This window comes from Planococcus sp. ISL-110, from assembly GCF_018613575.1.
In the GTDB taxonomy this organism is placed as follows: Bacteria; Bacillota; Bacilli; order Bacillales_A; family Planococcaceae; genus Planococcus.
The window spans coordinates 34,540-54,048 of the sequence record NZ_JAGGPX010000016.1 but is presented as its reverse complement, the minus strand read 5'-3'; the positions used below and the strand labels follow the sequence as shown (position 1 = coordinate 54,048).

Annotated in this window: 19 protein-coding genes; 9 read left to right on the top strand and 10 right to left on the bottom strand. The window is 44.0% G+C overall.

What is annotated here, in order from left to right:
- Positions 1-58: 58 nt before the first annotated feature.
- The 3 genes from J7I83_RS11525 to tagD all read right to left on the bottom strand — a co-directional run bounded on the left by J7I83_RS11525 (position 59) and on the right by tagD (position 3,069).
- Positions 59-1,243 (bottom strand): LysM peptidoglycan-binding domain-containing protein, encoded by a 1,185-nt coding sequence (locus J7I83_RS11525; RefSeq protein ID WP_215100871.1) that lies wholly within the window; start codon positions 1,241-1,243, stop codon positions 59-61.
- A 267-nt stretch (positions 1,244-1,510) separates the two neighbouring features.
- A complete protein-coding gene (locus J7I83_RS11520) occupies positions 1,511-2,605 on the bottom strand; it encodes a CDP-glycerol glycerophosphotransferase family protein (protein WP_251047612.1) in 1,095 nt (364 codons plus the stop codon).
- Positions 2,606-2,676: 71 nt separating this feature from the next.
- Positions 2,677-3,069 carry a glycerol-3-phosphate cytidylyltransferase gene (gene tagD, locus J7I83_RS11515; RefSeq protein ID WP_215100869.1) on the bottom strand — a complete coding sequence of 131 codons (393 nt, stop codon included), beginning with the start codon at positions 3,067-3,069 and terminating at the stop codon, positions 2,677-2,679.
- Positions 3,070-3,394: 325 nt separating this feature from the next.
- Here tagD and J7I83_RS11510 point away from each other — a divergent pair, with 325 nt between their 5' ends.
- From J7I83_RS11510 to J7I83_RS11495, 4 genes are all read left to right on the top strand, one after another.
- Positions 3,395-4,522, top strand: a complete 1,128-nt coding sequence (locus J7I83_RS11510; RefSeq protein ID WP_353048266.1) for a CDP-glycerol glycerophosphotransferase family protein — start codon at positions 3,395-3,397, stop codon at positions 4,520-4,522.
- Positions 4,523-4,600: 78 nt separating this feature from the next.
- Positions 4,601-5,407, top strand: a complete 807-nt coding sequence (locus J7I83_RS11505) for an ABC transporter permease (RefSeq protein ID WP_215100868.1) — start codon at positions 4,601-4,603, stop codon at positions 5,405-5,407.
- Positions 5,408-5,425: 18 nt separating this feature from the next.
- The gene (gene tagH / locus J7I83_RS11500; protein ID WP_215100867.1) at positions 5,426-6,244 is read left to right on the top strand and encodes a teichoic acids export ABC transporter ATP-binding subunit TagH; all 819 of its coding nucleotides are present in this window, start codon (positions 5,426-5,428) and stop codon (positions 6,242-6,244) included.
- An 88-nt stretch (positions 6,245-6,332) separates the two neighbouring features.
- Entirely contained in the window at positions 6,333-7,208 is an 876-nt protein-coding gene (locus J7I83_RS11495; protein ID WP_215100866.1) for a DUF1028 domain-containing protein, read from the top strand.
- A gap of 218 nt (positions 7,209-7,426) precedes the next feature.
- Here the strand turns inward: J7I83_RS11495 and J7I83_RS11490 are convergent, their stop codons facing one another.
- A complete protein-coding gene (locus tag J7I83_RS11490; RefSeq protein WP_215100865.1) occupies positions 7,427-10,606 on the bottom strand; it encodes an efflux RND transporter permease subunit in 3,180 nt (1,059 codons plus the stop codon).
- A gap of 18 nt (positions 10,607-10,624) precedes the next feature.
- On the bottom strand, positions 10,625-11,443 hold the full coding sequence (locus J7I83_RS11485) for a TetR/AcrR family transcriptional regulator (protein ID WP_215100864.1): 819 nt from the start codon (positions 11,441-11,443) through the stop codon (positions 10,625-10,627).
- 280 nt (positions 11,444-11,723) lie between these two features.
- Between J7I83_RS11485 and J7I83_RS11480 the strand changes: the two genes are divergently transcribed.
- Complete coding sequence (locus J7I83_RS11480; RefSeq protein ID WP_215100863.1) at positions 11,724-12,245, top strand: GyrI-like domain-containing protein; 522 nt, start codon at positions 11,724-11,726, stop codon at positions 12,243-12,245.
- A gap of 532 nt (positions 12,246-12,777) precedes the next feature.
- Here J7I83_RS11480 and J7I83_RS11475 read toward each other — a convergent pair.
- Complete coding sequence (locus tag J7I83_RS11475) at positions 12,778-13,248, bottom strand: competence protein ComK (RefSeq protein ID WP_215100862.1); 471 nt, start codon at positions 13,246-13,248, stop codon at positions 12,778-12,780.
- Positions 13,249-13,489: 241 nt separating this feature from the next.
- Between J7I83_RS11475 and J7I83_RS11470 the strand changes: the two genes are divergently transcribed.
- Together J7I83_RS11470 and J7I83_RS11465 are read left to right on the top strand one after the other, a co-directional pair.
- Positions 13,490-13,969 carry a sigma-70 family RNA polymerase sigma factor gene (locus J7I83_RS11470; protein ID WP_215100860.1) on the top strand — a complete coding sequence of 160 codons (480 nt, stop codon included), beginning with the start codon at positions 13,490-13,492 and terminating at the stop codon, positions 13,967-13,969.
- A 94-nt stretch (positions 13,970-14,063) separates the two neighbouring features.
- A complete protein-coding gene (locus J7I83_RS11465; protein ID WP_215100858.1) occupies positions 14,064-15,341 on the top strand; it encodes an ATP-binding protein in 1,278 nt (425 codons plus the stop codon).
- Between the two features lie 28 nt (positions 15,342-15,369).
- Here the strand turns inward: J7I83_RS11465 and uvsE are convergent, their stop codons facing one another.
- Entirely contained in the window at positions 15,370-16,242 is an 873-nt protein-coding gene (uvsE, locus tag J7I83_RS11460) for a UV DNA damage repair endonuclease UvsE (RefSeq protein WP_215100856.1), read from the bottom strand.
- Positions 16,243-16,346: 104 nt separating this feature from the next.
- On the opposite strand from uvsE, the gene J7I83_RS11455 reads away from it, so the two are divergent.
- Positions 16,347-16,832: an SRPBCC family protein gene (locus J7I83_RS11455; RefSeq protein ID WP_215100854.1), complete on the top strand. Its 486-nt coding sequence runs from the start codon at positions 16,347-16,349 to the stop codon at positions 16,830-16,832.
- 232 nt (positions 16,833-17,064) lie between these two features.
- On the top strand, positions 17,065-17,415 hold the full coding sequence (locus tag J7I83_RS11450; RefSeq protein ID WP_215100852.1) for a hypothetical protein: 351 nt from the start codon (positions 17,065-17,067) through the stop codon (positions 17,413-17,415).
- A gap of 278 nt (positions 17,416-17,693) precedes the next feature.
- Here J7I83_RS11450 and J7I83_RS11445 read toward each other — a convergent pair whose 3' ends face one another.
- The 3 genes from J7I83_RS11445 to J7I83_RS11435 form a co-directional block, all read right to left on the bottom strand.
- Positions 17,694-17,954 (bottom strand): hypothetical protein, encoded by a 261-nt coding sequence (locus J7I83_RS11445; RefSeq protein WP_251047609.1) that lies wholly within the window; start codon positions 17,952-17,954, stop codon positions 17,694-17,696.
- Between the two features lie 80 nt (positions 17,955-18,034).
- Positions 18,035-18,343, bottom strand: coding sequence for a hypothetical protein (locus J7I83_RS11440; RefSeq protein ID WP_215100849.1), 309 nt, complete (start codon positions 18,341-18,343; stop codon positions 18,035-18,037).
- Between the two features lie 121 nt (positions 18,344-18,464).
- On the bottom strand, positions 18,465-19,223 hold the full coding sequence (locus J7I83_RS11435) for an NRDE family protein (protein ID WP_215100848.1): 759 nt from the start codon (positions 19,221-19,223) through the stop codon (positions 18,465-18,467).
- Positions 19,224-19,509: the final 286 nt, after the last annotated feature.

The window sequence follows — 19,509 nt, the reverse complement described above, 5'->3', positions numbered from 1 at the left end:
TCCGGCTCCTTTTTTGGTTGGTTTTGGTCAATGGCATTTCATGAAGTAAGTTCGCCTGCTATCTTGGAATCACCAGCACTTGACCTACGCTAATCACATTGACATTGGTGATTTTATTGGCGGCGGCTATTATGGAAACGGTCGTATTGTAGGTGCGCGCAATGCTATACAACGTATCTCCAGCCTTGACAGTGTATGTGACAGAAGTGACGGGCGGCGCAGTGGTTTGGCCAGGAATCGTCAATACCTGCCCGACAAAAATCAGATTATAATTGGTGATGTTGTTGGCTTTAGCCAATGCTGCAACAGTTACATTGTATTTTTTTGCAATACTGTAAAGTGTATCTCCGGCCTTAACTGTATATTTGACAGTAACAGCAGGGGGAGGAGCCACTTTGCTCGGAATCGTCAATACCTGCCCGACAAAAATCAGATTATAATTGGTGATGTTGTTGGCTTTAGCCAGTGCTGCAACAGTTACATTGTATTTTTTTGCAATGCTGTAAAGTGTATCTCCGGCTTTGACTGTGTACTTGGTGCCGGCAGCCGGCAATTTTAATAACTCAGAGACAGTGACGAATTTATATCCCTTAGCTTTCAATTTGCTGATCATACTTGGCAAAGCACCTGGAGTTCCGGATGCTCCTGCGCCAGTATGCATCAAAACAATGGATCCTGGCACAATATTATTCAGGACTTTGTCGGTGATTTGTGTGGATGAAACGCCTTTCCAGTCAACGGTGTCGATATTCCACTGAATCGTATGGGTATATCCGGCATCACCGACCGCCTTCAAGACGGCTGCATTAGATGCACCGAATGGGGCTCTAAAAATCGGTTTGGTCGTTTTTCCGGTTAATCCTTTGATTGTGGCTTCAGTGGTATCAAGTTCACTCTTGATTTTTGCGGCAGTCAGTTTTGTGAAGTCAGGATGCGAATAAGAATGGTTGCCAAGCTGATGGCCTTTTGCTGATATGTTCTTGATCCAGGTAGGGTGGTTTTTGGCACCGGAACCTGTTAAAAAAAACGTTGCTTTTACATTATTGGCAGACAGGATATCCAGAATCTTGTTGATGTTTGTACCGTCTGAACCATCATCGAAAGTCAAGGCGACCACTTTACTGGTCGTATTTCCTTTTGTAACAAAAGTGGAACTTGCTGCTTGCGACTGGCCAGAGAAGGACAATACCGTAAACAGGATCAGTAATACGGCTGCTGAGACTTTAATCCATTTAGAAAGCACATTTCTCACCCCTTTGTTTAGTTCGCTGGGCCAAGCCCGCGTATGTATATAGGCAATCGGGGAATAGATGAGGTATCCGTGAGAAGAGCAAAGGTAACCGCAAGTTTTGTACTCCTATTATACCACGGGTATAAGCAATTTTCACTACTGTAAACTGAATATTAAGAATATTGTGGTGAGCTTTTAACGAGATAAAGTGAAAGGTGAAGATTTCATTAACAAAAGTGAAAAGCCAGCACCCCGAGTTATCCGGACGCTGGCTTTTTTCTATAGATCTTTTGGATCGTAAATGACTGTAATGAGCTGGCGTGTGCTTTGGCCCGTTGAATATGTATTCCAATGATTACGGAATTGAACGATTTTTTCGTGGTCAATCGCAGGATCCAGAATATGTTGAATCACTCTGCTGGTGGTCTTTACAATCGGACCAGGAAAATACAGACTGGTCTTTGCCCAAATTCCTTGAGTTTTACCGTAATCTGTAAGGTCGTAAGTGAAGAAAATCATCTTTTTTCCCAGCAATGAAAACTCTACCGGGATAGATGAATAATCAGTGATTAAAATATCGCTGACGATCAGCAATTCGTTGAGATGCGGGTAGTCGTTGACCAACAAGACGCGCGGATGCGCCTTGAAATTAGTGACCTCCTGGACAGAAGGATGAAGCCTGATCAACAAAACATACTGATCATCCAATTTATCCAGGAACTCTTCAACGTCCAGCTGCACTTGCATGCTTTGCAGTGAATTTTTGCGGAAAGTGGGTGCGTACAAGACCACTTTTTTTCCGGAAATGACCGGGTATAAGTCCATCAGCGCAGTATAGGCCTTCTGTTTAGCGGGCGGATCAAAGTAAAAATCAGTTTGCGGAACGCCTGTATAAATAAAATGGCTTTGATCGACATGAAAGGATTCAGAAAAGATATCCGCCATTTGTTGTGAACCCACAGGGATGTATTGAAAACGATCATATACCTGTTGAAACCGTAACTTTGCCCGTTCGCTTCTTGCCGAAGTTTCCGGATCGCTCCAGCCGAATTTTTTTATGGCTCCGGCTGCATGCCATAATTGAATGCACTTTACTTCTTTTCGGAATTTAATGACTGAAAGAACTCCCGCGTAATTGTCGACAAAAACATATTTGGAAGTAGCCAAATGATAAATCGATAAAAAGGTGTCTGCAATATTGGATGTTTCAAAGCTGTAAATCTTTTTATTGTCAGTGGAAATCGCAGTAAAATCAATTTTGCATTTGGCTTGGTTGACGAAAATGATTTGGTGTTTTTCCGCCTTTGATAATTCTTTTGCGATAAAAAATGCATTATCGCCAAAAGAGGAAAGAAAGACGGTTTTGTTACTCATAGGGAAAAGCTTAAACAGGGCAAATAAGATTTTAAACAGGAATAGATAGATGGAAATTCCAAGTTCTTTAATCATTGGTGATTGTAAAGGTCTGTTTTAATTTTTGTAGTCGAAATGCCTTCTGTACGCGGCAAGTAAATAACTTTACAGAAGTCCTTCAGTTCATCAAATTTGCCTTCCCAGTCAGAACCCATTACAAACAAATCCACATCGTTGTTTTTGATGTCCTTTACTTTTTGGCCCCAAGTGTTTTCAGGAATCACTTCATCAACGTATTTTATAGCTTCAAGTATCAATTTGCGTTCTTCATAAGAGTGATAGGCAGCTTTGCCTTTAGTCGCATTAAACTCATCGGACGATAAGCCTACTATTAAATAATCGCCGTTCTCTTTTGCACGTTTTAAAATGTTTATATGGCCATGATGAATCAAGTCAAAGGTTCCGTAGGTTATTACTTTTTTCATATATTTCACTCCAAAAATGCTTATTTTCGATTTATTTCACAATATGCTATGATATTATCTTATATGTTATCATGTGTAATAGCTATTGGAAATGAAGGGGATGTATGGGGTATTAGACGCATTGACAAAGAAAAAGATGCATTTTTTAAAAGATACTGGGTCTATTCTTCGTTTCAGTATAAAGTAAAAAGAAAAAGGATACCACAATTTTCAGTAAATTTATTCCAAATCCGTTTTTCAAGAAAGAAGTAAGGTGAATAATTTGAAAGTTGTCCAAAAAATCAAAGGTCTTAAAGATAGCAGCTATACAAGAAGGCTTTTTCGGGTGGTATTTGTGATACTTGGAAAACTTCCGAAAAAGAAAAAACTGGTCGTGTTTGAAAGTTTTCACGCGAAGCAATTCAGTGACAACCCGCGTGCCATTTATGAGTATATGAAAGAACATTACCCGGAATTCAAGCTTCTTTGGAGCGTCGATAAAAGCGCAATCAAACTGTTTGAGGAATTCAAGGTGCCTTATATCCGCAGATTCACCATCCCGTGGTTCTGGACATTTCCGAGGGCTGAATATTGGGTCAATAATGTCCGGCTGCCCCGGTGGATGCCAAAGCCTGAAGGCACTGTCTATCTTCAAACGTGGCACGGGACTCCCTTGAAAAAACTTGGCTTGGATATCGATGAGATCCACATGCCCAACACAGAAACAGAATCGTATAAAAAGAATTTCATATTGGAATCCGAAAAATGGGATTACCTGATTTCTCCAAATCCCTATTCAACTGAGATATTTAGGCGTGCTTTCCACTATAATGGAAAGGTCATTGAATCCGGATATCCCCGAAACGATGTATTAACCAGCCATTCAGATAAGTTGATCGGCAATCTGAAAAGGGATCTGGGTATTGCTGAAGACAAGAAAGTAATGCTTTATGCCCCTACCTGGAGAGACAATGAATTTTATCAAAAAGGGAAATACAAGTTTAAGTTCCAATTTGATCTGGACAATTGGAAGAAAGAATTTGGTGACGAGTGGGTGCTGCTATCCCGCATGCACTACCTGGTTGCTGAAAACTTTGATTTTTCTTCATATGAAGGTATGGTATATGATGTATCGCTTTATCCGGACATCCGTGATCTTTACTTAGCTTCCGATTTGCTGATAACGGATTATTCTTCGGTCTTTTTCGATTATGCAATTTTAAACCGTCCGATTATTTTCTTTATGTATGACCTGGAGAACTATCGTGACCAGCTGCGCGGTTTCTATATCGATATTGAAACAGATGCTCCTGGACCGATCGTGCAGACAGAAAAGGACCTTTTCCAGGCAATCCGGGAAATGGCAGATGAAAATGTGCAGTTGAGCCCGACTTTCTCAGAATTTAAAGACCGTTTTGCTTCCCTTGAAGATGGATTGGCGACGGAGCGTGCAGTAAAAGCCTTTTTAAAGTAATTACACAAGTTAAATTTCGAACAGCAGAACTATTGCTCGCGGTTTAACATGATAAAAAGTGATTAAGTGAGGATACCTATGAAATCAGCTATAAAAGTCATTAAAGAGCAAGTTCAATTCTTTTATTTAGTTAAACGATTGTCTGTTTACGAGTTGCGCAGCTTAACAAGAGGCAATTACCTGGGCGCAGCTTGGGAAATCATCAATCCGGCTATCCAGATTCTCATCTACTGGTTTGTTTTCGGTTTCGGGATCCGCCAGCGGGAAGATGTCGGCGACATTCCGTATTTCCAATGGATGTTTGCCGGAATTCTGGTTTGGTTCTTTATCAATAATAGTGTAATGAAATCATCCAAGTCCATTTACAGCAAAATTAGGATGCTGTCGAAGATGAATTTTCCGATGAGTGTCATTCCGAATTATACAATCTTTGCACAGTTTTACCCTCATCTGGTATTATTAGCTATCGGAATGGTGATACTGCAGTTTATCGGATTCCCGATTTCCATCTACTACTTGCAGTTGCCGATCTATATCATCGGTCTGCTGGTGTTCCTGTTCAGTTTTGCCTTGATTACCTCTACTTTATCGACCATCATCAGAGATGTTCAGATGCTGTTGCAATCGGTTATGCGCATGCTGCTGTATCTGTCTCCAATATTATGGCCGCCGACTTTGCTGCCGGAATCATGGCAGCCCTTCATGAAGCTTAATCCCTTCTACTATGTGATAGAGGGATACCGTTACTCGCTGCTTGGGGAAGGCTGGTATTTTCTTGAAAACCCTGTCTACACCCTTTACTTTGTTGGAGTGGTCGCGCTCACGTTCCTGGTAGGTGCTTATCTTCATGTGAAATTTAGAAGTCAATTCATTGACTTTTTATAAAAATTGGAAGTGAAACTCTTGGTTAATTCAGTGGAAGTCAAAAATGTCTCTAAACGCTATAAACTATATAAGAAGCAGTCTGAACGGATTCTTGATTTGCTGGTTCCCTATAAAGATTACGGAGAAGACTTTTACGCTTTGCAGAATGTTTCCTTCAAAGTGGAAAAAGGCTCGATTGTCGGGCTCGTCGGCATCAATGGATCTGGAAAGTCGACCTTGGCGAATATCATCGCAGGCGTTATTCCGACGACAAACGGCCAAGTGACCAGTGATGGGAACGTCGCCTTGATTGCGGTGAATGCCGGACTCGATGGCAAGCTGTCGGGGCGCGAGAACATCGAACTCAAATTACTGATGCTTGGATTTTCCAAAAAAGAAATTGCGGCTATGGAAAACGAAATCATTGAGTTTGCTGAGCTGGAAAAGTTTATCGACCAGCCAGTGAAAACCTATTCGAGCGGCATGAAATCGCGTTTGGGCTTTTCCATTTCGGTTCGCGTAAATCCCGATATCCTGATAGTGGATGAAGCCTTGTCCGTAGGGGATAAGGCATTCTCAGAAAAAAGCCTGGACAAGATGATGGAGTTCAAGGAAAAAGGGAAAACGATGTTCTTTGTAAGCCATTCGATTTCGCAGATGAAAAGATTCTGTGATAAAATCTTGTGGCTAGAGTTTGGTGTGGTCAAAGAGTACGGCTCTACAAAAGAAGTCCTGACCAAATACGAATCTTTTCTGGAAGAATACAAGGCTTTATCAAAAACTGACAAAAAAAAATACCGGACCCGTGCACTCGATCGGCAATCCAAGAAAAACGAAAAACCTGCAGAAGCCCTTTAAGGAGCTGCAGGTTTTTTTATTGCAAATAATCAGTCAGACAAGAAATTTTTGGGGGATTGAATTACAGTAGAGAAAAGGGGGCAATCACATGAACAGTAAAATGGACAAAGATAAATTGGTTGCGACATTTTCAATTGTTGCTGCAAATCCGGAAACGGGAGAAGTGGGCGTAGCGGTTCAATCGAAGTTTTTGGCAGTCGGATCGGTCGTTCCATGGGCAAAAGCCAATGTAGGAGCAGTTGCAACTCAATCCTGGGCCAATACTGCATATGGACCAGAAGGACTGGAGCTTTTGGAGAAGGGCTTGTCGCCAGAGGAAGTAATCGACAAGCTGATTGCCGACGATCCAGACAGAAGTTTGCGCCAAGTGGCTGTCATCAATTCGGATGGTGAAGCGAGCGCATTCACGGGCCATGAATGCTACGACTGGGCAGGGCATAAAATAGGCAAGCATCATTCCTGTCAGGGCAATATCCTGGTCAGTGAAAAAACCGTCAGTGAAATGAGCAGAGCTTTTGAGGAGTCAGAAGGGCCGCTGGCTGAACGTTTGCTGACAGCCATTTCCGCCGCTCAGCATGCTGGAGGCGACAGCAGAGGCAAACAGTCGGCTGCAGTCTACGTCTTGCAGAAAGCTGCCGGATATGGCGGCTATAATGATGTAAAAGTCGATTTGCGCGTGGATGACCATCCGGAGCCGATTGAAGAGTTGCAGCGGCTGTATGAGCTGCATAAAATGTATGCCGCGCCATCAGAGGAAAAGTTGGCTATCGAAGAAGACGTGCTGGAAACGGTTGTGGAGCAATTGGTGAAGGCAGATCTATTAGAGACGGTCGACCACAGCAACTATGATGCGAAAGTGAAAGAGGCCTTGAAAACCTTTGTCCTGCGTGAGAATTTCGACGATCATTGGTCGGAAGAAGCACTTATCGATGAATCGGTATTGGAATACTTGAAGAAGCAATAGGATGGAAGCCTGTTCAGTTTATCTGAACCGGCTTTTTTTGTGCGAGGTGCGGTTATGCGGCGATGAGGTGCGGTCTTGGGCGTTTGGGGTGCGGTTCTGAGCCTGTGAGGTGCGGTTATGGGCAGTTGAGGTGCGGTTATCGTCAAACGAGGTGCGGTCAGTGAAAAATACGCACAAAAAAGGCAGCTCACGATGAGCTGCCTTTTTCAAATTAGCACTTAGTTTATTTCTTTCTTACGGAATTTCGACACGACTTCATAGACGATCGGCACAATGACCAATGTCAGTAAAGTAGAGCTGATTAATCCGCCGATAACCGTGATGCCAAGACCTTGGGAAATCAATCCGCCGCCTCCGCCTTCTACGCCAATGGCAAGTGGGATAAGTGCGCCGATTGTAGCTAAAGCGGTCATCAGGATCGGACGCAAGCGTGTAACGCCGCCTTCGAGAAGGGCTTCACGTGTCGTCAATCCGGCTTTCTCCATATGGATGACGCGGTCTATCAAGACGATGGCATTGGTGACAACAATGCCAATCAGCATCAAGACACCGATCAATGCGTTGACACTCAATGCTTCTCCGGTAATCCATAAGGCAACCAGTACACCAATTACGGTGAATGGCAGCGAGAACAGGATGGCGAACGGAGCGAGTGCACCGCCGAATGTTACAACCAGAACAAAGTAAACGATCGCAATGGCTGCAAGCATTGCCAGGCCAAGCTGTGTGAACGATTCATTGATCTGTTCGGTGACGCCGCCGTGGTCGGTCGTTACACCGGCGGGCAGGTCAAGCTCTGCGGTTTGTTCATCGATGTCCGCAGTTATTTCAGCGGCATTGTTGCCAAGGACATCTGCAGTCAGGGAAGCGAACATTTGGCCATCTCTGCGGTTGATGGTATCGGGTGATTGGCCTTCTTCCACTTCCATGACATCGCCGATTGTTACTGCCGTTCCAAGCGCTGTCGGGATTTCTATATCTGTTACATCATCAATGCCGGCATATTCGGTTTTTTCTGTTTCAATATAGACATTGATGTCTTTGTCTTCATGAGTGACTGTAGTCAAGGCGGGTGCTTCGCCGGCTCCGCTTAACGCCATACCGACTTGCGCGGCAGTCAGGCCATTTTCGCTCAAGCTTTGCTGATTGGCCACTAAGGTGAATTGGTCATAAGCTTCAGTCAGGCTGGATTCTGTGTTTTCCAGTCCATCATTATCTTCCATGAATGGTTGGATTTGATCGATGGCCGTTTGGATATCTTCCACAGTGTCGCCGTAGACGAACATTTCCAGTCCGCTTCCTCCGGTGGCCGCAAAGTCCATGCTTGCCCATTCTCCGGATTCAGTAGCGCTATTCAAGTCTTCGATCAGTTTTGCACTTTCATCACTGAATGCTTCAAAGTCGTCATCATACTCAATATAGAACAACGCCGAATTATCTCCGCCGCCGCCCATTGCTGCCATCGGATTGCCACCGCCGAGCGAGTATTGGTAGGATGTAACGCCGTCACGTCCGTCGATGGCGCTTTCTGCCTCAAGTGCAACAGCTTCCACATCTTCCCGTGTCTGGCCAGGTTCCGGGCTGTAAGTAGCCATGACTGTTTTTTGTTCTTCTTCAGGCAGGAAGCTGACGCCGATAACCGGAATCAGGAATAAACTTGCCGCAAGGACTACGGAAGCTCCTCCAAAAGTGATGATCTTATGATTTAAAGACCATTCCAAAATACCTTTGTAGCTGTCCGCCATTTTGCCTGGCTTGTGCGCTTTTTTTGAGGATTTATTGGTATCCAGATTTTGCAATTGCTTACGGTACATCAAATGCGCCATCATCGGAACGATGGTGACAGCAACCAATAGGGATGCCGACAACGCAAAGACAACTGCCAAAGCAAAAGGCAGGAATAATTCGCCGATTTGTCCGCTGACTAATGCAAGCGGCAAGAATACCGCGATGGTGACAACGGTTGACGAGAAAATTGGCACGAACATTTCGCGTGTAGCTTCACGGATCAATGCTTTGCCGCGCAACTTCTCGCCGGGCAAGGCCATCCGGCGATAGATGTTTTCGATGACGACGATCGAGTCATCGATAACCCGTCCGATGGCAACGGTCAATGCCCCGAGTGTCATGATATTCAAGGTGATATCCATTTGGTTTAACAGGAAAATCGCCATCAATAACGACAGGGGAATAGAGATAATCGAAATCAGGGTTGTCTTAAAGCTGCGAAGGAACAGCAAAATGATCACTACGGCGAATAAAATACCGAATAGGGCTTTGCTGAGCATCGTTTCAACCGATTTCTCGATAGGTTCACCTTGGTCAAATGTAGAAGCAACGGTCAAGCCGTATTCTTGTTCAACATCTGCAACGATGTCTTTGACGCCATTGACCACATCAACGGTATTGGCATCCGGTGATTTGACGATTGAAATGCCGATCGATTCTTCACCGTTGGTGCGTGAAATCGATTCTGCTTCGCTAACCACTTCTATCTCAGCCAGTTCGCTTAACGCGACTGTTGGAATTGAAGTCGGTGCAGCAGCAGGAGTTTCGGCAGCGGGTGCTTCAGTAACTGGCGCTTGAGCAGCAGGAGCCCCAGTACCAGCTTCTTCTGCACCAGATGCGGCTGGTATTTCGCTTGGTGCAGCTTGAGGAACAGCCGGAATCTGCAGGTTTCTTAAATCGTCGACGCTCGTAATGTCGCCGTCAATAACCAGGTTTTTCAACTCGCCATCAAAATCGGTCAATCCTAACGGGAATGTCAGGATTGATCCTTGGATCAATTGTTGAATCGTTTCTTCAGTCAAGCCGTATTGTGCTAGAGCTTGCTGATCAAAAGACATAGTGACTTTTTGTACGCGTTGTCCCGAAACTTGAGCATCGGACAAACCGGGTACGCCTTCAAGGGCTGGCAGCACATTTTCTTCGACACTTGCGGTCAATTCTTCAAGTGAACGTCCGGAATCGCTGATGCTCAATGTCAGAACAGGGAAGGCATCCAAGCTGATGCGTGAAACCTGGGGCTCATTGGCTGCCTCGGGAATCGAGATTTGCGACAAAGCATCTTCCAATTCACGGGTCGCTTCGTCCATATCAACTTCAAAGTCGTATTGGACTTGGATGGTTGAGGCATTTGCCATAGAAGTGGATGTCGTCAGCTCGACGCCGTTCATGTTCTGGATCCGCTGCTCCATCGGAATGGTGACTTCTTCCATGATTTCATCCGGTGCGGCGCCCGGGTATGTAGTAACTACGGTAACAGCAGGAAGGGTGATGCTTGGAATGGATTCCTGTTTCATCGTCAAGCCTGCATAAAGCCCGGCGACAACGATCATAAGGGTCAAAATCCAAATCGCAAATTTGTTGTTCAAGGAAAAATTAATGATTTTCTTCAAGTTGTTGGCTCCTTTTTCTTAAATGAAATTTTCCAGATACGCTACTTCGTTCTTAATGGAAGAGTACTGCTTTAAATAAACCAATAGGGCTTCGATTAAAAACACCTCTTGCTCTTGTTTGCCGACTTGCTCTTTCAATAAATCGAGTGAGGCCAGCAACTTGTCGGGATTGGGTACAGAAGCCTTGATTTTTTCAGCCAGCAGCTCGAAGCTTTCCGCCATTGTGGCCGCCGGAGAACGTGCCTCGGTTAAGACAGGTTCCATTGTCTCCAGGTTGTCGACAATCGCGTCGATGGTGGCTGTGATGAAATTGACAAGCCTGGAAATCGGCACATGTTTTTTTTCGATTACCGATGTAATGATGTATTGCTGCATGAGACCTTCGAGAACCATCACCAAATCAGGCAAAAACGGCTTGATCTGTGTTCCATATGTGTCCAATAAGATTGTCTTGTGCAGCGTAATGGTCGACTGGCGCAGCTCCATGAACAATGATTTTAGCTTTTCGCTGTCACTGAGCGGAAAATCCTTGAATACCATCATGAAAAAATCCTGATTGGAGAGGGTACGTTCAATCTCAATCGCCAACTTTTCCTTGAAGACATCCTTATGATCGGACCCTGGCGGATGCTGGGAGTTGGAGATTGCCATCGTGATTTCTTCATGGTATTGCTTTAGGATTTCAATGAATAAATTCTCCTTCGAATCGAAATGCTTGTAGAAAGCGCCTTTGGAAATACCAACGGCTTGTGCCACTTCCTGTACCGATGTTTGATGAAAGCCTTTCAAAGAAAACAAATGCACAGCCTGCTTCATTAATTCGGTTCTTTTATCCATTAGAGCCCTCCTAAACCGATTGGTCACTATTCATGACCAATTGGTCACTCGTTTCACATTATCGTTTAAAGAGAGTAAAGTCAATTTGATGAGCTTTGGATTATGTGACAATTTCATGGCTGGTCTCAGGTTTTCATATACTTTAATCAGAAATGTAGCTTAAGCCCTTCCAGAGCGGATTTTCTTGAAATTCCAATAGCCGATTAAAGGGACTGTGCCTGCGGGTATAGAATAATAAACAGTAAGCAGTGGCTTGAGTTTTTGCAAAGGAGATGGTTGGATGGTGCAGAAGTATATCAGTGAGCCTTTTGTTGAGGAACGAAGGGAACAACCTTATGTCGGCATTCCCATTCTGGCTGGTTTATCGGAATGGGACGAGGTCAATGGCTTGGTGGGTGAGCTCTTTAACTGGCTGAATATAAAGGGGATCAAACCGGCGGGAGCTCCATTTTTCCGTTACTGGTGCCTGGGAGATTCAGGAAGTAAATACAAAATGGAAGTGGGTGTACCCGTCAAACGGATGGTGACGGGAGACGAACGGGTGATTGCCAGCTACATCCCGGGCGGCTCTTATTTGTCAGCTATGCACAAAGGCCATCCGGGAAGTCTTCAGAAATCGATTGATCTCTTGGAACAATGGGCTGTACAGGAGGGGCTCGATATCGATAAACGGTGGGAAGGGGAAGATGAAATTTGGAACGGCCGCTTTGAGTTTTATGTGACCGATCCGGAAACAGAACCTGATCTGAACAAATGGGCAATCGAAATCGCATTTTTGCTCATGAGAGACGACGCAGCTTAAAAGAAAAGCGGAAGCGCCCGTGTAGATTCGACGGGCATAAGACGATCTGGCGAAGCGGCGCTCTTTGCCGCACAGCCAGAGTGGCTTATGACCCTAGAATCTGGGCGCTGGAGTCTAGACAAAGAAAAGCGCAAGCGCCCAAAAGCAGAAGCTAACCTAAGAGCGCGACTTCCTGTCGCAACGGTTAGCTGACCTGCATTCTGCAGGCCCTCGACAGGCATAAGACGCTCCGGCGAAGCGGCGTTTCTTCAGCCGCACAGTCTAGAAAAGTAGAAGTGCCTGTTCAGCTCTGACAGGCATAAGACAGGTCAGCGAAGTGGCGCTTTTTGCCACGCAGCTGAGATGGCTTATGACCCGAAGAGCTAGGCACTGAACTAGACGCCAGAGATGGCTTATGACCCTGGAATCTGGGCGCTGGAGTCTGGACAAAGAAAAGCGCAAGCGCCCGTCTAGATTTGATGGGCATAAGAAAGACACCTCTCTCTGCACTGGCATCCTGGCCAGTGCAGAGAGAGGTGTCTTAGTTTTGTAGTCAGGATTTGTTTCGTTCACGAATGTTGGAGTAATAATAGATCATCTCATACATGCGGCTTCGCTGTTTTTGCAGGATGCCAATCGATACATTGACCTCTGCCGATACGTTGAACTCGTCAAATAGGATGCGGGTCCTGTTTGGGGCTATGCTTTCCAGGCGGTAATGGTGGTTGAAAATCCATACACAGTCAGGATTGCTGGGAGACTTAGTGGGATAGGCGGCCAAACCATCTTCCGAGATGAGAAGTGTTGTTTTTTTATGCTGTTTGAGATTATGCCGTGTGGCTTTTACGCGGCCTTCGTATGTTGATGCGAACATCATACACGCCTTATCGATCAATGTCAGAACCGAATCACGGGAATAAAAAACGCCGTCTTTCGTCACGATCTTGGACTTTCTCTCTGTTTCAAAATAACTTTCAATAAACAGCACCGATCGATCAATTAAATGTTCATCCTGCTTCTTCACTGTCACAAGCTCCCCTTTCTCAACACATGAAAATTCTACCATTCGCTAGTTTACGAGGCAATCTATTTTTTCTGAAAATAGATACTGTTTCGATAATTAGGTGAGTCGAACTTCCTGTTTCTGGTGACAAACAGGTTGTTTTATAAGGTCAAATGGCACAGCACACAACTGGCTGATGCTATTTTTACAGCTTATTCTGAACCTACCCGGGAATCAACGAACGTTCAGAAGGATAAAGCGAATGAAGGATTTTGAAGAAGTAGCTGAACAGTATGCACCAATGATATCTGCCATAATCCGCAAGCTTCACATTTATCGGGATTACGGTACTTTTCGCCAAATCGGCAATATTGCGCTGTGGCAGGCTTGGTGCCGTTTCGAAGACTCGAAAGGAAATTTCACGCCTTTTGCCTATCGCAGCATACAGGGAGCAATGCTCGATGAACTAAAGCGGGAAACCAGAAGAAATGATCAGGCAAGTCATATAAGCAGCATAATAGAGGAAGATGGAGAAGCAATAGCGGAAGGCCTTCCCGAGTGGCTCGAGGTGAACAAGCTGAATGAGCATGAAAAATGGCTGCTTGAAGCTCTCTATGTAAAAGGCTGCAGGCTTGCCGATTTGGCTGTCAGTGAAAAAATTTCACTGGCCGGCATGAAAAAGAGGCGTGAGCGGCTGTTGAAGAAGCTGAAAGCAACGACGCCTCATCCATTCAAACAGTAGGAGGGGCTGCCTAGAACATGCAGAAAAAGGTGGTAGGGAACAAGATCGAATTGTATAATAAATGACGCAGCAGAAAGAAATGGGGATGGCTTATATGGAAGCAATGATGACTGGCATGATCAATAATATTTTCTTCATCATATTTCCAATCATCGTCTATCAGATGCTGGCGACAGCCGGCCAACGAAATTTTTTCGTCAGCCATCGCGTTACAATGACGGTTCTTTTTTCAATTTCCATCATACTGTGTATGTTGTTTCCCTATCAATTTTTAACAGACCAATACATTTTTGACTTGCGCCAGGTTCCGATGATTGTCGGAGCTTTATACGGAGGGCCATTAGTTTCGGCCATGCTGTTTCTGGTCTCCTCTGTTGGGCGTTTTTTCATCGGTGGAGATGGAATGTACATCGCCATCCTTAATCAATTTGTCATTGCGGCAGGAGTTCCTTTCCTTCGCCCTTTGTACATGCGGATAAAAAGGTTTGGGAAAATCGTTCTGGTATTTTGTATTTCCATTGCCTCGCTGTTGTTCAATATGTTTGCGGGTGCTTACTTTTTTGGAGATCCGCTCCACGATATCATCGGCATTTGGCTGATGTTGATGATCAACCAGGGGACGATCATCGTTTTAACGGCTTTGTTGATTGAGCATATCCAGCGGCAGGAATACATGTACAACTCGCTGTTGAAGCATGAAAAAATGGAGACGGTCAGCCATTTTGCTGCGGCTGTTTCGCACGAGTTGCGAAACCCCCTGCAAAGCATCAAAGGGTTTATTCAACTGATGAAGGAATATGAATACAGCCGTGAAAAACAAATAGAGTTCCACAACCTGATTTTAAAAGAAATCAATGCTGCAGAAGATTTGATCGATGACTACCTGGTATATGCCAAACCGACCTTTGGCCAGCTCGAACCAATTACTGTTTCGGCTGAGATCAGCCATATTCTGAAAATCATGGCCCCTTATGCCAACGGCAAAGACGTAGACATGCATATTAGTGAAGTGGACGAAAAGGCCGAAATTCTCGTCGATCGCCAAAAATTCCAGCAGGCGTTGGTCAATATCATCCGCAATGGCATTGAAGCAATGCCGGAGGGAGGGACGCTGGTAATTGCAGTGAAATCATCCCCCGCCAAAGTATGGATCGAAGTAACCGATGAAGGCGTCGGCATGACAAAAGAAGAAGTGAATCGATTGGGAGAACCTTATTTTTCAAATAAAATCAAAGGAACCGGTCTTGGGATGATGGTTACGTACAGCATCGTCAGCCAAATGAACGGCCATATCATGGTTGATTCCGAAAAAGGGCGAGGCACCGAATTTACACTGGAATTTCCGAATCTCGCTGCATCAGAAAAAAAATAAACCAGCGGTCTCCAAGGAGACTGCTGGTTTATTTATGCATCAATTGACGGACAAAAGGAAGGACCGATTGTTCCTTCAATTTTGCTTCGAACATGATATCGGCATCTATGCCACCCAATAATTTCAACAGTTCCTGAAAATCCGTTTCAGAAACCAATCCATGGTGGCGAAGATCGGTAAATCCTTCTTTACCTGTACTAATATGGATTTTAGGTGTGCCATATCCTTCCCAGGTCTTCAGGATTTCAGCATAATCGACGGATTCGCCATCATTATTGCAGTTATGGTGATGGATATCAAAGCAAATAGGCACTTTGCAAATGTAATGGACGTCCAGAACGTCTCTGACGGTAAAGGTCTTATCGTCATTTTCCAGGCGCAGCCGCTGGCGTATGCTTGGAGACAATGCCAGATAGGCTTCCGCAAAGCGTTGTTTGGCCGCATCTTTGTCCCCGTAGGCTCCACCGGTATGGAGGATGATATCTGAGCCGCCAAGCAATTGAATCAGCTTGTCATGATACTCGAGGTCTTCAATCGATTTCCGGACCACTTCCGGTTTAGGAGAATTGAGGACGGTGTATTGGCCCGGATGTACAGAAACCCTCATCCCATGTGTTTCAACAAGTGCTCGGATTTCATTTGTGACGGCCAGCACGTCCGGATCTTCCCACCAGATCCAATCGTTTATCGGATGAGTGGAAAGTGGAACAATCGAGCTTGAAGCCCGGTAAAAATAAATGTCATTTTCCAGATTCCAGTTGATGATTTGGAGTGTGGTCTCGAAATTTTTCATGGTCAGTTCTTTTATCTTTCCTGTGCCTTCCGCTTCTGCAGTAGCGACACGCAAGGTTCTAAATATGGTTTTTAACTCAGTGTTCATGCAAGCATATCCTAATTTCATATTGTTTCAGCTCCTCGCTCCTATTATACCCTTTCTATAGCGGGTTGCATTCCTCTTTGTTTGGGTATAATAATAGTAACAAGCCAATTTGAGGAGGAATTCTAATGATTGCAGAAGTGACTCGAAACCAGCAAGGATACGTGGCGGAATTTGACCGGAAACTGGTCCATGAACCGGAAAAGGTTTGGCAGATGCTGACGGATAATCAAAAAATTCACCGATGGTTCGCAGGATTGCAAATAGAGCAGCCGGGAAAAGACGGTTACTTAACATTTGATCTGGGCCATGGAAAATTTGAAAAAATGGCAATCACGGATTATGAAGAGAAGCAGCAATTAGGATTTGAATGGGGGAAAGACCATGTCCTGTTCGAACTTATGCCCGAAGAAGGGGGAACCCGGCTGCGGATGGTGGAAACGATACATGCGCTGACAGACCAAACACCGAAAGACGTGGCGGGGTGGCATGTGTGCCTGGACGTCCTGGAAGCCCTTCTCGATAAGAGAGGAATCGAACGGACATTGGAATGGGAGCATTGGTACCCGGAATACAAGCGCCTGTTTGAAAGCATGCGTGTTTCGTCTGAATAAAAGAACGCTGTAAAGATCTTATTCGTTTAGTTTTTGTTTCAGAAAATAGCTTCAGTGACAAATGTGCAGGCAAATCAGTAGACGTTCATAAGGAAACTTCTAGTTTGTCTGTTACACCCACTAAGACAGTACGATCTAAAAAAGATGATCCCATTTTTCGTATTGGGATCATCTTTTTTTGTAACTATTCAATTGTCCATTACGTCTCAAGCAAATAAAGGGAGAGGTAAAGGTGAAATGTTATTTTATATGTCTGTTATCATTTTTGGTGATATTGAGTGGCTGTTCATCAGAGGCCCAAGATGCAAATGATGTATCGATTGAAGAAGTTTCGTATGTGGCGTTGTTAAATATAGAAGGTGATAATTATTACTCTTACGACCTTGCTGAGAAGGGGGAGTATACCATCGTCGAGGAACTTGGAGAAGTGCAAAAAAAAATTAAAGGAGGCGTAATGCCAAAAGAAAATTTGACCTCTAATTACTTGTTGGAAGGAACTAAAATTTTTACTGTAAAAGAAGATCCTGAAGTTTTTTTAGCTAAAGTTCAGGATAAATACGAAGTTTATAAAAAGTATCCTTGATTCCTTTTTCTGTTCTAAGGTCTGAGATTCGACTAACAAACGCTTTATAGAGTAGAGCTGCGCCGCGCCGATTCAATCAAAAAAAGAAACACAGTTCATTTATTCATACATGTGAAAGGAAAAAGATATTGTATAAGTTGAGCTAATGATCTTTGCCTGCTGATATTCCGCGGGAGCCAGGCTCAAAGCGGCCAAAACGATGGGGAAAAGCTGGTTTCTTTAGTTCAACTTATAGAGTTCCCTTTTAGGAACCAAAAAAATTCTCGGTCATAAGACTTTTATTCGTTAGCTTTATAGTTTTTACTGAATACAGCCAAAACACCGTAAATCACGGCTATCGAGATTAAAATGATTCCGAACACATAGGTAATTAAATCAAAGTCAAGTTCATTTACTGTATTGGCAGTTTCACCATCTACTCCAATTGAAACCAAGGTCCATCCCTCATAGTCCAGTACAAAATAAGAAATCACTACTCCTAAAATCAAACCGCCTACAATTGAAATTCTCCCTTTTTTAATGGTTAATTCCCCTTTCAAATAAAGACAGAAACCCGTAAGAAGTCTCTGCCTTTTTAAAATATGCGATTCAGTAAAAACAATATTTATGAACTTTTAGCTTATACAAGGTTTTGGCTGTCATTTTCAAACCGTTTCTCCAGAGCATTGTTGATTTTTCGCATGACCTCAATTTGAGTATCCTTGGTATTGACCTTGTGTACCCAAACGTAGGCTTGCATTTCCTTAGCAGGCGCATGTTCAAGCAGTAAAACCTCGCGGCAAAAATCAGGACTGTCTTTCCGGGAAATCAGTTTTACTGTATATAAAGAGGTGGTTTTGACGACTTTATCTATTTGGTGGGCCTCTTTGAATTTTTCAAGGTCCTGAATGTGCTTAAATTCATTTTCTGTTTCTTTTATTTGTGGCAATAAAAAAACTCCTTTTAAAAATAGGTGATCTTATTCATGTTCAAATCATATACCTAGCCGATGGCAGCTTATTTATCGGAGGAGCGGCATTGAAATTTTAGGTTGTGTTGCAATGCATATGCTACTCTATCTTAAATTCAAACCGGTTATCTTCCTTAAAGAGACCTTTTTCATAGTTTCTTTCGGCAAAGGTTAGGCTGCCGTCATGGGCAACGAGGATAACAGTTGCAGAACGCGTACCATAATCCGGTGTTTTGATGAACATCGGAGACAGCATACGCTCGAGATCCAACCCGACACCGGTGTCGGGCAGGTGAGTATCGGGTGCATGGTCACCGTCTGCCAGTATTGTGAAAATCTTTTCCAGGTCAACTCTGTCGGTTTGCGCCATATAGGAAGCAAGTTTTTCTTTGCCTTTTGTCACCTTTGGCCACGGTGTGTTGAGAAAATGGTTGCTGAGCCCATGGGTGCCTGGCGGAATTTCATAGGATTCTTCCTGGATATTGTTGTAGTAAAATAGCCTTTCGGCATCGCCTATGATGACATTGAAACCGGCGTACTGCTTTGCGTTAATAGATTGCAAATACTCTTTCGGAGAATGGGTACCTGCCAAAAAGTCTTTGACGACTGCCCCTCTGGACAGCCGGCCTGCTTCCAGATTGGTGGGATCCCGAAAGTTAGTCAACGCGGCTATGCGCCCCTGTTTCGTAACGCCCAACCATGTACCCATCCCAGTCAAGTCCCGGCCGGCTAAAATGTAAGGTTCGTCTTCCCAAAAATGGGCTGGCGCAGCAGGGCGCCCGTAAAACTCGTCCCGATTGGCAGCAACAATAAGTTTATATGTGGGATGATCCCTGAATTGCAGATTGATGAGGCACATGTTATTTCCCCTTTTTGATTTATTATATACAATGAAGCGTTCTGTTGACAGAAAGAGCTACCCTAATAATGAAAAATGGCTTATGTTAAGGTATGTGAATACAACTAGAAACTTAATAAAAAACCAGCCTGAACAGAAGCTTTTATTTTGATGATTAAAAAGTTAGGTTCCCTATGTTCCATTTATATTACGGGGAGAATCCAGTTTAGAAAATTTCGGATTTTTGATAGGTCAAAAGTTTCAAATCAAATTGTTTTCTGCTACACTATTAAAAGAGTTTTCTCGG

Excerpts from the sequence above, each read along its gene's own strand:
- J7I83_RS11520 (WP_251047612.1), bottom strand. The coding sequence starts at position 2,605 with ATGAGTAACAAAACCGTCTTTCTTTCCTCTTTTGGCGATAATGCATTT.
- tagD (WP_215100869.1), bottom strand. The coding sequence starts at position 3,069 with ATGAAAAAAGTAATAACCTACGGAACCTTTGACTTGATTCATCATGGC.
- J7I83_RS11505 (WP_215100868.1), top strand. The coding sequence starts at position 4,601 with ATGAAATCAGCTATAAAAGTCATTAAAGAGCAAGTTCAATTCTTTTAT.
- J7I83_RS11495 (WP_215100866.1), top strand. The coding sequence starts at position 6,333 with ATGAACAGTAAAATGGACAAAGATAAATTGGTTGCGACATTTTCAATT.
- J7I83_RS11485 (WP_215100864.1), bottom strand. The coding sequence starts at position 11,443 with ATGGATAAAAGAACCGAATTAATGAAGCAGGCTGTGCATTTGTTTTCT.
- J7I83_RS11480 (WP_215100863.1), top strand. The coding sequence starts at position 11,724 with ATGGTGCAGAAGTATATCAGTGAGCCTTTTGTTGAGGAACGAAGGGAA.
- J7I83_RS11470 (WP_215100860.1), top strand. The coding sequence starts at position 13,490 with ATGAAGGATTTTGAAGAAGTAGCTGAACAGTATGCACCAATGATATCT.
- J7I83_RS11465 (WP_215100858.1), top strand. The coding sequence starts at position 14,064 with ATGGAAGCAATGATGACTGGCATGATCAATAATATTTTCTTCATCATA.
- uvsE (WP_215100856.1), bottom strand. The coding sequence starts at position 16,242 with ATGAAATTAGGATATGCTTGCATGAACACTGAGTTAAAAACCATATTT.
- J7I83_RS11455 (WP_215100854.1), top strand. The coding sequence starts at position 16,347 with ATGATTGCAGAAGTGACTCGAAACCAGCAAGGATACGTGGCGGAATTT.
- J7I83_RS11435 (WP_215100848.1), bottom strand. The coding sequence starts at position 19,223 with ATGTGCCTCATCAATCTGCAATTCAGGGATCATCCCACATATAAACTT.